The sequence below is a fragment of the Pseudomonas sp. SBT1-2 genome (genome assembly GCF_028640875.1).
In the GTDB taxonomy this organism is placed as follows: Bacteria; Pseudomonadota; Gammaproteobacteria; order Pseudomonadales; family Pseudomonadaceae; genus Aquipseudomonas; species Aquipseudomonas chlororaphis_I.
The window spans coordinates 13,231-27,737 of the sequence record NZ_JAQZAA010000121.1; the positions used below are offsets into that span (position 1 = coordinate 13,231).

Here is a 14,507-nt window from a genome sequence, read left to right on the forward strand (position 1 = left end):
ATCTACTCCAAAACGGCGTCGAAAACCGTACCGTTCCAGCTGACCAAGGAACTCTGGAAGGGATGCGCATTGGCAAGGTGCTTCAGCACCGCCAGCGACAAAGGCGGCAGCATCTCGCCATCGATACTGGCATCCAGCAGGCGGGCACCGTTCTGGTGGCGCAGGCAGCGCGCGCGCAGCTCTTCTCGTGCAGACGGGGCGATCGTCAGTTGCGCCTCATAGCGCTGACTGAACTGATCCTGGAGACGTTGCAGGCGACCGTCGACGATTTCTTCGAGCGTTGCCTCGTCCAGATAGCGGAAGGGAACCACCTGCATACGGGCCAATAGTGCCGGCTTGAAAAAGCGCCCGAGGTGCACGCGCAGAGCTTCACTGTCGAGATCGTTCAGGGGACCGCCGTCCTGATCAAACCCCAGGTTTGAAGTGAGGAAGAACAACACGTTCTGGCAATCGATGCGCCGGCCTTCTCCATCAGCGAGTTCACCCTTGTCGAACGCCTGATAGAAGATGTTCAGCACCTCGGGATGCGCCTTCTCTACCTCGTCTAGCAGGACAACCGAATAGGGCCTTTTACGGATGGCCTCGGTCAGTACGCCGCCCTCTCCATAGCCGACGTATCCAGGCGGAGCTCCCAGCAAGCGCGATACGGTGTGCTTCTCCTGATACTCCGACATATTGATAACGCTGAGGAACTGCTCGCCACCGAAGAGCGCGTCTGCGACTGCCAACGCAGTTTCGGTCTTGCCGACCCCACTGGGCCCTACAAGCAGAAAAGCCCCCAATGGTGTTCCGGGTCTGCGCAAGTCAGCCGTGGCGGTCAACAACCGGCGGTGAACCGCGTCGAGAGCCTCATTTTGTCCTTTGACTCGGGCGCGTAGCGTATCTGGCAGCATGTTGAGGCGCTGGAATTGGTCGCTATTGATGGTTGCGGCAGGGATCCCTGTCCAGTCAGCAATGACCTGAGCAATCTGCTCGTTCCCCACATCTGCGTGAAGTAAGGCGCCATCACGTTGTAGCTCGGACAGCTGCGCTACCTTCTCCGCCAGCCGCAGTGACTTATCTTCGTGGTACTCATCAGCGCGCAGCGCGACGATCTCGTCGATCAACGTCTTCTGCAGCGCCCACGCGTCTCGCAGGCACCCGATGGAATTCTGAGTCCGTGCCCGGGCGCCATCCAATGCGACCAGTCGGGCTGGCTCGGGCTTTCGCCCAGCCCGGGCATCACGCCACAACTGGTCTGATTCGGCATCGATCTGTCGCAGCTCATTTTCGAGAGAAGCCAGGCGCCGGGGAGGCTCGGCCAAAGCGGTGGCAACTCTCGCGCAGGCCGTATCCAGAACATCAATGGCCTTGTCCGGCAATTGGCGTCCGGAGAGATATCGAGCAGAGAGAGCCGCCGCGGCCTTGAGAGCATCGTCACCGATATAGACCTGGTGCGCCTGTTCATATACGCCGCGCAGACCGCGCAAGATGTGGACGGCCTGCTCGACACTTGGCTCGTCCAACTGCACCAGTTGGAAGCGCCGCGTCAACGCCGGATCTTTCTCGAAGTACTTCTTGTATTCGGACCAAGTGGTGGCGGCAATCGTCCGCAACTCACCGCGCGCCAGCGCTGGCTTGAGCAGGTTGGCTGCGTCACTTCCGCCGGCAGCGTTGCCGGCGCCGATCAACGTGTGTGCTTCGTCAATAAAAAGGATGATGGACTGTGGCGCATTCTTGACCTCGTCAATAACCGCCTTCAGACGCTTCTCGAACTCGCCCTTGACTGAAGCCCCAGCTTGCAAGGCGCCAAGGTCGAGCCCCCACAGATGTACACCGCGTAACGGCTCGGGTACGCAATCCGCCACAATGCGCTGCGCCAGGCCTTCAACGACAGCACTTTTGCCCACTCCCGCATCCCCGACCACGATCGGGTTGTTCTTGCGCCGGCGCGAGAGGATATCGATCATCAGATCGATCTCCGCATCTCGGCATAGTACGGGGTCGACACCACCAGCCCGTGCCTGTGCAGTGAAGTCGTGCCCGTACTTGGCCAACGCGCTGTCAGCCTCAGCAGCTGGCCGGGCTGATGCCAGCTCATTCAAGACAGGCGCTTCGGACGAACGAGCAAGCAATTCCGAGAAGCGCTTACGCAATGTCTCTCGGTTGATGCGCTCACATAGCCGGATAGCGGCCAACGGCAGGTAGCGGGCAGAGTTCAGAAGGGTGGCCAGCAACAGGGCACCACTGCGGATCTGCGACTGCCCAAGCTCTACGGAACTCAATAGCCAGGCGTCTTGCAGCAATTCCAGTAGAAGCGGCGAGAACGATGGATATGCATGCCCATATCCACTTTCGGATTCAGGAAAGGTGGTAGCAAGCGCCTGGCGCAGTTCGTCTGAATCCATCCCAGCATCTGCTAGAACGCAGCGCACATCGCACAGCGGTTGATCCAAAAGCTTGTACAGCAGATGAGTCACCGTCACCTCTGCACCCCGCTGGGCAATGCAAAGGCTGCCCGCCTCCTCCAACGCGTGCCGGCCTACAGGGTGTAGACGCTGTAGCAGCGCAGCCAGATCAACGGTGACCATACTTCAACTTCCTCTTCATTATCGGGACATCCATGTTGGAGTTTTGGAAATAGCGCAGCAGTAAGCTCAAACAAGGAGGCAAGTGAAATTGCACAAACCACGAAGTCGCAACGAGCAACTTCCATATATAAGCCTTAACTACGAACGACCCAAAAGCCGAATCAATCGAAGAGAACACAAGCACAAAAACCACGTCAATCAGAAGAATCCGAATTTCTTGAAGGAAGATTCCCTGTGCATTCAGACGCTGAAATACAAGAGCTTTCCGACTCATGTTTTCGGATTGTTCCGATATACAAAACTCGCACTTTCCCCATAGGCTCACCCCCTAGTGTCCGATAGACCAAATCCACTGTGCTCCAAGGAAATCCAGCTTCGGCTGGGCCTTGGCGGAATACAGGCAGCCTTTGCGCCCTCTATTGCCAGGCCTGCTGCGGTTCTTTATGACCTCGTTCAAGTGGATAGCGGGCATTAACTACTAGTTAATTACAAGGAGTGGCCCATGGCATCTAAGACTGGTTCAGTTGCACCGAAGGAACGCATCAATGTCCGTTATGTTCCCGCAACGGGTGATGAGCAGCAGGAAGTAGAACTACCTCTGAAGGTACTGGTCCTTGGCGATTTCAAGGGACACGCCGATGAAACTCCGCTGGAAGATCGCCCAGCCGTTCAGATCAATAAAGACACCTTCAACGATGTCATGGGCGAAGCCGGCCTGAACTTGAAAGTGGATGTGCCCGCCACGCTGGAAGAGGGCAACGAAAGCGACACCCTCAGTGTCGACTTGCAGTTCAAGAACATCAGGGACTTCTCCCCTGACTCCATTGCCCGCCAAGTGCCCGAACTGAGGGGGTTGCTGGAATTGCGCGAGGCTCTCGTGGCACTCAAGGGACCAATGGGCAATATCCCTGCGTTCCGCAAGCAGATCCAGGCATTGCTGGGTGACGACAGTGCTCGCGGCAAGCTGGCCAAAGAGCTGGATCAACTGCTGGCAACTCCTAAGGCCTGACGCCCAATTCCAAGGCCCTCCCTTTTCTTCAGGTTCCGAAGGACGCAAAAATGACCAAAGCTCAAACTGCCGAACTCCAGAAGCACGCCGACAGCCAGCCCGACGGCGGCCTACTGGCCCAAATCATGGCGCAGACTCGCCTTGAGCCCACTCAGGAAGGCTATGCCATCGCAGAGCGCGGGGTAGCCGCCTTCATTTCCGAGATGCTCAAGTCCGATGAGCGAGAGCAACCGATCAACAAGCAGTTGGTCGACCAGATGCTTACCGAGATTGATCGCAAGCTCAGCAAGCAAATGGATGCCATCCTCCATCACCCGGAGGTTCAAGAACTCGAGTCCATCTGGCGTGCGTTGTACGACCTGGTGCAGCGAACCGATTTTCGCGAAAACATCCAGCTCGTATTCGTCTCCACCTCCAAGGACGAACTGCTGGAAGACTTCGACAGTGCTGCTGATATCACCCGCAGCGGTCTGTACAAGCACGTGTATACCGCCGGTTACGGCCAGTTTGGTGGCCACCCGATCGGTTGCATGATTGGCAACTACACCTTCGGTCCCTCCGCCCCTGACATCAAGCTGTTGGGCTACCTAGCTTCAGTCGGAGCAATGGCGCATGCGCCGTTCCTCGGCGCCGCCGGTCCGGAAATGCTCAACCTGGAATCCTTCGAAGAGCTGCCGAACCTCAAAGAGGTCAAGGACATATTTGAAGGGCCGCGCTTTGCCAAGTGGCGCAGCCTGCGCGAATCCGAAGACTCGCGGTACCTGGGGCTGACCATGCCCCGCTACCTCCTGCGCCAACCGTACGACCCTCTGGATAATCCGGTACGCAGCTTTTCCTATCAGGAAGCGATCGATGGCGATCACCACAACTACCTGTGGGGAAATACCGCCTTCCTGATGGGCAGCCGCGTTGTCGACAGTTTCGCCAAGTACCGCTGGAGTCCGAACATCATTGGCCCGCAGTCTGGAGGCGCCGTGGAGGACCTGCCGGTTCATTTGTTCGAGTCACTCGGACAGTTGCAGGCCAAAATTCCAACAGAAGTACTGATCTCCGATCGCAAGGAGTTCGAACTATCCAGCGAAGGTTTCATTCCGCTGACGATGCGCAAGGACAGCGACAACGCAGCCTTCTTCTCCGCCAACTCGGTGCAGAAGCCCAAGCAGTTCGCAAAAACTCCCGAAGGTCAGGCTGCCCAGACCAACTATATGCTGGGCACCCAGTTGCCCTACATGTTCATCATCAATCGCCTGGCGCACTACATCAAAGTGCTGCAGCGCGAGCAGATCGGTAGTTGGAAGGAGCGCCAGGACCTGGAGCGCGAGCTCAACAACTGGCTTCGCCAGTACGTAGCTGACCAGGAAAGTCCTACCAGCGACGTCCGCAGCCGCCGTCCGCTGCGGGCAGCCCGGGTCGTAGTGCAGGACGTCGCGGGCAACCCCGGCTGGTATCAGGTTGCACTGTCGGTGCGTCCGCACTTCAAGTACATGGGCGCCAGCTTCGATCTGTCCCTGGTCGGTCGCCTGGACAAGGACTGATGGAGAACTGAAGCATGCCTCGGTCACCTGGGCAGGGAAGCCTGTTCGAAAGGCTCGATCTCGATCTGCCGCCTCGGCGTAGCCGCAGTCGGCAGGATGCGGCGACCGAGCGTGTTCATGCCATCAAGCGTCAGTTGGAGTGGATCCTCAATGCTCGCCAGGGCAGTTCGCAGAGCAGCCCTGGGCTCGGGCTGCGCGACTTGAACGATGCGGGAATCGGCACCGTGGATCTACGGCAGCAGGTCTGCTTGGATATTCACAGCGCCGTGCGCACGTACGAGCCGCGGGCACGCGTTCTGGACGTCAAGCCTCTGGCAACCACCGCCTCGACGCTTGAACTCGGGTTTCGACTGGTATGCGTCGTTCCTCTGAACAACAGGGAGGAGCAGGTAGAGATCGACCTGCTCTTTCTCCACCACGGCCGACAGGTCAAGGTGAGTTAGCAAGTTGCCAAGGAGGCTAGCTGGATGCCATTGAAGGGAAAATTCCGCGAGGAACTGGATTACCTGCGTCGCTTGCGGCGTGTCTTCGCTCGCAACAACCCGCAACTGGCTCCGTTTCTGGGTGAGGAAGCTACCGATCCAGATGTGGAGCGCTTGCTGGAAGGCTTTGCCTTCCTCACGGCCAAGCTACGCCTGAAGATCGAGGACGACTTCCCGGAACTGACCCACTCATTGTTGCAACTGCTGTGGCCGAACTATCTGCGGCCATTGCCCAGCGCCACCATCATTCAATTCGAGCCGGCAGACCACTCCATCACCGGTCGCCAAACCGTAGCCAAAGGCACATGCGTTCAATCTCGTCCGGTCGATGGCGTGCAGTGCCAGTTTCGTACCTGTCAGGACGTTTCGGTTTACCCATTCGATATTGCGGACGTCAACGATGGCCATTCGATGGAGAAATCTATCGTACGCATCGACCTGGCCGTGCTGAGCCAGAATCCACCGAATACCTTCGACTGCGATAGGCTCGACTTCTACCTCAGCGGCAGCGACTACAACGCACAGACACTGTACCTCTGGCTGTCCAAGTATCTGGGTGAGATTCGCATGGAGGTCGCTGGCGTGGTACGCCATGTTCCTCTCAACCAGGTCGACTTCCCCGGCTTTAAGGCTGACTCCGCTCTGCTGCCGTATCCCAAGAACGCCATGGACGGATACCGGGTCCTCCAAGAGTACTTTCTCTTCCCCCGGCGCTTCTATTTCTTTGGCCTGAACAACCTTCGAGCCTTTTGGCCAGACCAGCCCACAGGCGGTGTGCGCATCGAATTTCACTTCACCCGTCCAATGCCGGTAGATGTCCGGGTGCGCAAAGGCGACCTGGCGCTGTACTGCACACCAGCGGTCAACCTGTTTGAGCATGACGCGGTGCCCATTCGCCTGACCGGCAAGGCCGCGGAGCACCGCCTGCTGCCCGATGGCCAGCGGCCCGATGCTTACGAGATTTTCAGCGTGGACAAGGTCGACGGCTGGAAGAATGGGGATAGTGGCCAGCCCGGGGAATGGCTGCGCACTTACCAGCCGTTCGAGTCCTTTCGCCACCAGATCGAACATGAGCGTGGCTATACCACGTTGTATTACCGCTCCCGCCTGTCGCCTTCACTGGTGGAGTCGGGTGTTGAACACCGTATTGCATTCGTACGGGGTGACGATCACCACTATATCGGTCGGGAAGAGACGGTTTCGCTTTCACTGACCTGCACCAACCGGGACCTTCCCTTGGCACTGGGCATTGGTGATATCTGCGAAGGGCACCGAAATACGCCAGCGTTCGTGCGCTTTACGAATCTGACGACGCCTACCCCACCGTACCGTCCGATCTTGGATGGCGACCTGCATTGGAGCCTGATCTCCAACCTCTCGCCTACCTACCTGTCACTGCTTTCGGCCGAGCCCTTGAAGGCCATCATCGGGAATTACGACTTCTCGGCGTACCACGACATTCAACGTGCCCGGACGACACAAATGCGTCTGGACAGCCTGCAAGAAGTCCTCAGCACTCCGCTCGACCGGATGTTCAAGGGGTTGCCGATTCGTGGAACCCGCACTGTCGTGAAACTGGACCAGAACGGATTCGCCTGCGAAGGGGACCTCTACCTATTTGGCACTGTACTCAGCCATTTCTTCGCCCTATACGCCAGCCTCTCCTCGTTCCACGTTCTAGAGGCGATAAATACCACTAATCAGGAGCACTACGCATGGCCGATGCGCAGCGGTACGCAGCCTCTGATCTAAGTGATGTTTTGCTGGGCGAAGCGCGTGGGCACAACTTCTTCAGCCTGCTTGAGCGCCTGCATGCCCTGCATGAAGACGATCTCGAATCGCCCGACAGCTTCGATGCTGACCATCAGCGCGTGTACCTGAGTAATCATGCCGGACTGGGCTTTCCAACCTCAGACATTGCCTGGGCCGAACGTCTTGACGATATGGATCCTCATCAGTATCGCGTGCAAGCCACATTCTTCGGCATGCATGGCACCGATTCGCCCTTGCCGAGTTACTACTTGGACCGAGTGGCCTTCGAAGCTGGACAGGGTGTTGGGGTCCGTCCGGCCTTCCTCGACTTCTTCAACCACCGGTTGCTGACGCTGCTCCATCAGGCATGGCGCAAGTATCGCTACTACATCCGCTTCAGGCCAGGCGCAGATGACCAGTTCTCCCGTCGGATCTTCGCGCTTATCGGGCTCAAGCATGATGCCACTCGCGGCGACACCCCGATTGCCTGGAGTCGGCTGCTGAGCTTTGCCGGCGCAGTGGTATTGCGCAGTCGCTCGCCCAGCATGCTGGCGGGCCTCATCGCACATTGCTTCGACCTGGAAGATGTGCAGATCCGTGACTTCGAGCTGCGCTACACCATGATCGATGAGTCCGACCGGATTCACTTGGGCCTGAGTAACGGCCAACTGAGCGAGAGCTTCCAGATTGGAGACAGCGTTCGTACCCGGCACTCCAGTTTCACCATTGTCATATCGGACTTGAGCCAAGCGCGCTTCCGTGAGTTTTTGCCACAAGGTGAGAACTTCGAACGCCTACGCCAGCTCGTGGTGTTCCTGCTGCGTGACCCGATCCCGTGCGACCTTGAACTGGGCCTGCGTCAAGACGAAGTGCCCCCCTTCAACCTGCGGCAAGACGAAGGCACCCAGCTCGGGTGGACCAGCTTCCTTGAGCAGCCTGCCTTGCGCCGTCCGCCTCCCGTAAGAGTTTCCTTGCGCACATGAACACGACATCCTCCGCCCACCGCCTGGCCTTGGTGGTCGACAACCCTCAGGCGCTACAGAAAGGCAGCCAGCCACGGCATATCTTCGATACCGCCGGCGGCACCATCGGCGCCCGCGGTGCCGACTGGATCTTGCATGATCGTTCTGATCGAGTGCTGCCCATCCATTGCGAGATTCGCCATGAGGATGGCCGGTTCTTCGTCATCGATCGTAGTGGCCAAACCCGCGTGAATGACCAGTCGGATCCACTCGGGATGCTTATCAGCGTCCAACTGCGTAGCGCCGACAAGATCCACATCGGCCCCTATCGGTTGACTGTGAACCTCGATGACGAAGCGCACACGTTGCCTGATCCATCTCGCCATCTTGCTGAACATGAGGTTGATGAACTGCTTGGGATGCCATCGAAGGACTACCTGGACAGTTTGCCCAATGACAACGGTGACCTGCCTCCGCTGAGCGCCAACGCCCAGCCCATGAGTGCTTGGTCGGAATTCGAGGCTTTGTCGGAACCACCGCCACCACAGGGCCAGCTCGATCCACTGCAGGCGTTGGAACAGGCCGACCATCCGCACTCGGCCTTGCTGGGCAATGGCTCAAGGCTGGACTCCAGTCACTACGGCCAGACGCCTCTGGCCGCACAGGCCGATTTGTCTGCAACCCGATTCGAAGCCATAACCGGCGCCCCTTTGCATGCCTTTGGAGATTCCCTCATGTCGGGACAACACCCTTCTTCTACTGCGTCTGCCGCGGCCAATCAGTGGCTTCAGGACCATTATGCCCAGGGGGGTGACGCTGCGGGCTTGGTGGCCCCCTTGGTTGAGGGCTTGGGAGCCCCGGTCGGCGCGCTGGATGCGTATGCGGCTCATACCCTGCTATTTGAGGCCGGCACCACGCTGGCAGCTCTGATCCGAGGGCTCGGCGAGCTGAATCAGGCGCCTTCGGGGCAACGCCTAGCGCTGGCCAAACGCACCCTTCAACCTATCGAAGACAACCCATTGCGGCTGGGGCAGAACTACCCCGAGACCGTACGCGCCTTGTTCTCCAGCGACCGCAGCCTGGTTCACCTGTCGCCGACAGCAGCTGTCGAGGAATCACTCGAACAGATTCGTCAGCAGCAAAGCGCAATGCTCAAGGCCGTGGCTGCTGGTCTGGGCGCATTGCTTCAAGCGTTTGCGCCCGACCAACTGGAACGCCGATTCGCTCGCTACAGGTCCGGCCAGCAGGGTCAGGCGCTGCATGGGGACCATGCCTGGCAGATGTACCGGCACTACTTCGAGGAACTGAACTCCAGTCGCCAGCAGGGTTTCGACAAATTGTTTTGGGAGGTCTTCGATCAGGCCTACGACCAGGCATTGCGTGCGGAGGCGCAATGAGAAAGACAATTGCGATTCTGTGCGTTGGGGCATTGCTATCCGGCTGCAGTACCGTGGGCAACGTGTTCAAGAAGACAGCGCAGATCCTAATGGACCCTGATATTCAGGTGGGAACAGCCGACGATCAACCAACACAGGTCGCCTTAAGTCTGTATGCGGGGATGGACGTCAATCCCAATTCAGTGGCCGAACCCGATATGGATCCGGAGGCCGGCGAGGAGCTTGATGACGGCCCCTACGCACTCAACCTGCACAGCACCACGCGAGAGGAGTTGGTCTATACCCTGCGCACCTTGCTGGATCACCTGCAGGAGGAGGACTCGGTGACACCAGCTACGGCGGTGGGCGCGCGCTCAACATTGACAGCAGAGCCAAGCCGGGCGACCAAACAAGCGCCGTTTGTCTTCGGCCCTTGGTTGGACAGTATTTCGATGGCCCCCACAGCAACGAGCCGGGCCCCCTTTCCGCCTGAGTGGCTTCTGCGTCAAGACGTGGCCACACCAAATTCTGATACCCCGCTGGAACCACGCGCCCCGATATCCGCGGAACAATTGGCATTGGGCCAATATCGCGAAGGCCTGAGTCTGAAAGCGGCCCCGGCAGCTCAACCCCAAGCGCTCGCCAACGCCACGCCTGTGGCTTTCCGTGTGATTCAGCTCAAAGACGACTCACTGCTGGAGAACGCCGACCCCAACCAGGTCCGCGATGAACCGAAGAAGGCTTTGGGCAGCACCTACCTGGCTGCCGACGACTACCTGCTCGTACCGGGGCAGTTCAAGTTCATCAACTACAGCGAGTTGGACGAGAAAACGCGTTACATCGCCGTGGTGGCGGCTTTCCACGACCCCAACGCCCAGCGTTGGTACGACGTTTTCCGCGTGGAACCGCACGGTCGTAAATACGCCTTGCTGGTGACCCTACAGGACACCCGTGTCGCCATCACCGATGAAAGCTACCGGCCGACGCCTGCCACCCGGCGCGCCTCCACACAAGCGAGAAAGCAACCATGACCACCCACAATCCCGTCGTCTGGGGTGAGGGGCAGTTCGTCAAGCCCCAGCATTTTCAGCAGACTGATCGTTACCTTGAGCACTACGTGAACGTGCGTCTGGGCAGCAAGTACGCTTATGGGTTCTCCGAACTTGAGCTCAATCAGGAGTTTTTGTCCTTTGGCAAGATAGCCATCGTGCGCGCCCGGGGCATCATGCCGGATGGCACCGCGTTCAATATTCCTCATGACCAGCCGCCACCAGATCCGCTATCGATCACCGACGCCACCGCGGCCAACCAGACGATCTATCTGACACTGCCGTTGCGTTCAGACGGTGTGTCCGAGGTGCGCTGGCCGGACACGTTCGGCAATACCCGCTACATACACCGCGCAGAAGACATCCGCGATACGCACAGTCATCAAGGCAATCACACCCCGATTGCCTTGGCGGTGCCTAATCTGCAGCTGGCATTGGAGCGAGATGACCGTAGTGCCTTCACCGGACTGGCGCTGGGTCGCATTCTCGATCGGCGCCCCGATGGCAGCCTGTTGCTGGACAGTGATTTTCATATCACTGGCATGTACCTGCAGGCCATCCGCCCGCTGGCGCACTTCATGGAAGAGATTGCCGCGCTGATGCACGAGCGCGCCAAGAGCATTGCACAGCGTATCGGGTCGCCGGGCCAGTCCGGCGTTGCCGACGTGACCGACTTCAATCTGCTACAAGCGCTCAACCGGGGGCAGCACCTGTTCCGTCACCTGGCGCGCGATTCCGATGTACGACCTGTCGACGCGTACTTGGCTTGCGGGCAGGCCTGCGGCGAATTGACCACCTTTACCGACGAAGGGCGCCTGCCTCAGGACTACCCCGCCTACCAGCACGACAATCCTCATGCATCGTTTCGCATGCTCGAGGAAACCTTGCGCCGGGTACTCAGCACCGTGCTGCAGCCGCGCGCCGTATCGCTGCCTCTGGAAACGCAGGGCTACGGCGTGCTCACGGCACATGTGGGCGATCCCACCTTGCTACAGAGCGCCGATTTCATTCTGGCTGTGCGGGCGCGGATGCCATTGGAGCAGATGCGCCAGCAGTTTGTTCGCCAGGCGAAGGTGGCTTCGCAGCAGTCGCTGCAGGAGCTGATTCGTCTGCAACTGCCGGGCATCCCACTGATGACACTGCCGGTTGCCCCCCGACACCTGCCGTTCCATGCCGGTTTTACCTATTTCCAGATCGACAGGTCGCATCCCCAATGGCAGCGATTGATGCCACAGGGGGCAAATGGCTTCGGCTTCCATATCAGCGGCGATTTCCCGGAACTGGAGTTGCAGTTCTGGGCCATTCGGAGTCAATGAGATGAATACCACAGTGATGATTGGCAACGATCGACTGGACAGCAACAGGCAAAAGCCTGTTTCGCTCGACGTTCCTGAAGACTTTGTGCGAACAGCAAGAGAGTCCAGTATCCAGGACCGCGAGAAGGTCTTGTACGACGGGGTGTTCCGCATCAACGCCGATGAGGATCTGCAGTTCCAATTGCGTGGCTACAGCATCAACCCTCTGGTCGACGTCGCTCAGCCCTTGTTCGGTCTGATCATGCGCCTACGGCGCATGCAGGAGATGCGGGAGACCGACGTCAACAGACTCTATGAGAGCGTTCGCGACCACATCACCGCGCTATCGGAGGAGGTTCGGCAGCTGGGCTATGACGGCGCGACTCAGTTGTCCTTCCGCTATGCCCTGTGCGCCTTCGTCGACGAAGCGGCTATGGCCACGCCCTGGGGCGTGGGTTCGCGTTGGAAAACACGATCGCTCTTGAGCTACCACCATAACGAGACCTGGGGCGGTGAGAAGTTCTTTACAGTGCTGGCGCGTATGCAAATGGATGCGGCCAAGTATCGCGATGTACTCGAGTTCAAGTACCTCTGCCTTTGCCTGGGCTACCAGGGCAAGTACGGTCACCAGCACAACAACAAAGACACCCTCAACGTCATTATCGGCAAGCTGCACGAGCAACTTCGTCAGTTGCGCGGTGAAACTCCCGAACGACTGATAGACGCTCCGGCCAATGTCGCTACGCTGCGCTACCGCCTTGGTCGTCAATGGCCATTGTGGACGCCATGGGCGATGGCCGCGGCGGTCGTTGCTGGCGCCTATCTGTACTTCTCTTTGAAACTCGGTGCCGCTACGCAGATGGTGCTGGATTCGCTTGAAAGCATCCTGAAGCTATGACAGGGCTCGTCGTAGCTGCCTGGAGGTAAGAAAGACCATGGCCACCCAATCCGATCTGCACTTCACCTTCGACCTCATCAGCGGCGAGGTGCGCGACGTCTTCGAGGTCGTCGAGTTCGAGCTTCGCGAAGCCCTCTGCGAGACCTTTCACCTCGCGGTGGAGTTGACCAGCACCAACCCCCAAATCGACTTTGGGCAGGTGCTGGATCGCCCCGCTCGTCTGACCCTCTGGCATGGCCAGCAGCCGGTACGCTACGTGCACGGTGCCGTGTCTTCCTTCGTCCAGGGCGAGACCGGGTTTCGACGCACCCGCTACTCAGCTGTGATCGAGCCGCGCCTGGCGCGCCTGAAGCTCAGTTCCGACTGGCGGATCTTCCAGACCCTCACCGTCCCGCAGATCGCCGAGGCAGTGCTCAAGGCCCACGGACTTACCCAGGACTACGAGCAGCGCGTGACCACCGAGCACCAGGTGCGCGAGTACTGCGTACAGGCCGGCGACACCGACTACCACTTCATCGAACGCATCATGCGCGAGGAAGGCTTTTTCTACTCCTTCCGCCACAGTGCCGAGGGGCACCAACTGGTGCACAGCGATCGCCTGTTCATTCACGGCCGCGTGGGCGACGAGCCGGTGCAGTACAACCCTGCACCCGGTGGCGACCAGCCGCAGCCGGCGCTGCGCCGCTTTGCCTATACCGAGAACGTGCGCACCGCTCGCCAGACCCAGCGCGACTACACCTTCAAGCACCCCAACTACACCCACCAGCACAGCCGTGATGGCCAGGACCTGGATCACCAGGGCCGCCGCTACGAGCGCTACGACTACCCGGCCCGGGCCAAGTTCGACGAAGCCGGCAAGCCCTTCGCCCTGAACCGTCTGCGCGGCCACCGCCGCGATGCACGTATTGCCCTGGTCGAAGGCGATGACCCGCGCCTGCAGCCGGGCATTTCCTTCACCCTGGCCGGCCATCCGCGCGAGGACATGAACCGCGGCTGGCGCCCGGTGAGCCTCGTCCACCGCGGCCAGCAGCACACCAGCCAGGCCGAAGAAAGCGCCGAGGCGCAGCTGGGAACCCACTACCACTACGAGGCTGAGCTGGTGCCGGACGACGCCGAGTGGCGCGCCGAGCCTTTCCCCAAGCCGTGCATCGACGGTCCACAGAACGCCATGGTCGTCGGTCCCCCCAACGAGGAGATCTACACCGACGAGTACGCCCGGGTGAAGGTCCAGTTCCCCTGGGACCGCCAGGGCAAGCATGACGAATACAGCTCCTGCTGGATCCGCGTGGCACAGGACATCGCCGGCGCCACCTGGGGCCATATGGCCATCCCGCGGATTGGCCAGGAGCTGATCATTCATTACCTGGAAGGCGATTGCGACCAGCCGATCGCCATCGGCCGGGTCTATAACCGCCTGCAGCTGCCACCCTACGAGTTGCCGCGGCACAAGACGCGGATGACCATCAAGAGCAAGACCCACAAGGGCGACGGCTACAACGAGCTGCGCTTCGAGGACGAGAAGGACCAGGAGGAGGTTTACCTCCACGCCCAGAAAGACCAGAACATCCACGTCAACCAT

11 protein-coding genes are annotated in these 14,507 nt (G+C 59.4%); 10 read left to right on the forward strand and 1 reads right to left on the reverse strand.

Features of this window, described 5'->3' with window-relative positions; genetic code table 11:
- Positions 1-2: 2 nt before the first annotated feature.
- Complete coding sequence (gene tssH / locus PVZ78_RS31605; protein ID WP_273829807.1) at positions 3-2,570, reverse strand: type VI secretion system ATPase TssH; 2,568 nt, start codon at positions 2,568-2,570, stop codon at positions 3-5.
- A 502-nt stretch (positions 2,571-3,072) separates the two neighbouring features.
- On the opposite strand from tssH, the gene tssB reads away from it, so the two are divergent.
- The 10 genes from tssB to PVZ78_RS31655 form a co-directional block, all read left to right on the forward strand.
- A complete protein-coding gene (gene tssB, locus PVZ78_RS31610) occupies positions 3,073-3,579 on the forward strand; it encodes a type VI secretion system contractile sheath small subunit (RefSeq protein ID WP_273829808.1) in 507 nt (168 codons plus the stop codon).
- 50 nt (positions 3,580-3,629) lie between these two features.
- The gene (gene tssC / locus PVZ78_RS31615) at positions 3,630-5,114 is read left to right on the forward strand and encodes a type VI secretion system contractile sheath large subunit (protein WP_273829809.1); all 1,485 of its coding nucleotides are present in this window, start codon (positions 3,630-3,632) and stop codon (positions 5,112-5,114) included.
- Positions 5,115-5,128: 14 nt separating this feature from the next.
- Positions 5,129-5,557: a type VI secretion system baseplate subunit TssE gene (gene tssE, locus PVZ78_RS31620; RefSeq protein ID WP_273829810.1), complete on the forward strand. Its 429-nt coding sequence runs from the start codon at positions 5,129-5,131 to the stop codon at positions 5,555-5,557.
- A gap of 24 nt (positions 5,558-5,581) precedes the next feature.
- The gene (tssF, locus tag PVZ78_RS31625; protein ID WP_273829811.1) at positions 5,582-7,348 is read left to right on the forward strand and encodes a type VI secretion system baseplate subunit TssF; all 1,767 of its coding nucleotides are present in this window, start codon (positions 5,582-5,584) and stop codon (positions 7,346-7,348) included.
- Positions 7,312-8,331: a type VI secretion system baseplate subunit TssG gene (gene tssG / locus PVZ78_RS31630; RefSeq protein WP_273829812.1), complete on the forward strand. Its 1,020-nt coding sequence runs from the start codon at positions 7,312-7,314 to the stop codon at positions 8,329-8,331. Before tssF ends, tssG begins: the two co-directional genes overlap by 37 nt.
- A complete protein-coding gene (tagH, locus tag PVZ78_RS31635; RefSeq protein ID WP_273829813.1) occupies positions 8,328-9,707 on the forward strand; it encodes a type VI secretion system-associated FHA domain protein TagH in 1,380 nt (459 codons plus the stop codon). The genes tssG and tagH overlap by 4 nt, the downstream gene beginning before the upstream one ends.
- On the forward strand, positions 9,704-10,717 hold the full coding sequence (gene tssJ / locus PVZ78_RS31640) for a type VI secretion system lipoprotein TssJ (protein WP_273829814.1): 1,014 nt from the start codon (positions 9,704-9,706) through the stop codon (positions 10,715-10,717). The genes tagH and tssJ overlap by 4 nt, the downstream gene beginning before the upstream one ends.
- Complete coding sequence (gene tssK / locus PVZ78_RS31645) at positions 10,714-12,051, forward strand: type VI secretion system baseplate subunit TssK (RefSeq protein ID WP_273829815.1); 1,338 nt, start codon at positions 10,714-10,716, stop codon at positions 12,049-12,051. Before tssJ ends, tssK begins: the two co-directional genes overlap by 4 nt.
- 1 nt (position 12,052) lies before the next feature.
- Positions 12,053-12,928: a type IVB secretion system protein IcmH/DotU gene (gene icmH / locus PVZ78_RS31650; RefSeq protein ID WP_273829816.1), complete on the forward strand. Its 876-nt coding sequence runs from the start codon at positions 12,053-12,055 to the stop codon at positions 12,926-12,928.
- 37 nt (positions 12,929-12,965) lie between these two features.
- Positions 12,966-14,507 (forward strand): type VI secretion system Vgr family protein (locus PVZ78_RS31655; protein WP_273829817.1); only part of this gene is annotated, 1,542 nt, incomplete at its 3' end.

What these genes read in the sequence shown, in the direction of transcription:
- tssH (WP_273829807.1), bottom strand. Translation starts at nt 2,570, where the DNA reads ATGGTCACCGTTGATCTGGCTGCGCTGCTACAGCGTCTACACCCTGTA.
- tssB (WP_273829808.1), top strand. Translation starts at nt 3,073, where the DNA reads ATGGCATCTAAGACTGGTTCAGTTGCACCGAAGGAACGCATCAATGTC.
- tssC (WP_273829809.1), top strand. Translation starts at nt 3,630, where the DNA reads ATGACCAAAGCTCAAACTGCCGAACTCCAGAAGCACGCCGACAGCCAG.
- tssE (WP_273829810.1), top strand. Translation starts at nt 5,129, where the DNA reads ATGCCTCGGTCACCTGGGCAGGGAAGCCTGTTCGAAAGGCTCGATCTC.
- tssF (WP_273829811.1), top strand. Translation starts at nt 5,582, where the DNA reads ATGCCATTGAAGGGAAAATTCCGCGAGGAACTGGATTACCTGCGTCGC.
- tssG (WP_273829812.1), top strand. Translation starts at nt 7,312, where the DNA reads ATGGCCGATGCGCAGCGGTACGCAGCCTCTGATCTAAGTGATGTTTTG.
- tagH (WP_273829813.1), top strand. Translation starts at nt 8,328, where the DNA reads ATGAACACGACATCCTCCGCCCACCGCCTGGCCTTGGTGGTCGACAAC.
- tssJ (WP_273829814.1), top strand. Translation starts at nt 9,704, where the DNA reads ATGAGAAAGACAATTGCGATTCTGTGCGTTGGGGCATTGCTATCCGGC.
- tssK (WP_273829815.1), top strand. Translation starts at nt 10,714, where the DNA reads ATGACCACCCACAATCCCGTCGTCTGGGGTGAGGGGCAGTTCGTCAAG.
- icmH (WP_273829816.1), top strand. Translation starts at nt 12,053, where the DNA reads ATGAATACCACAGTGATGATTGGCAACGATCGACTGGACAGCAACAGG.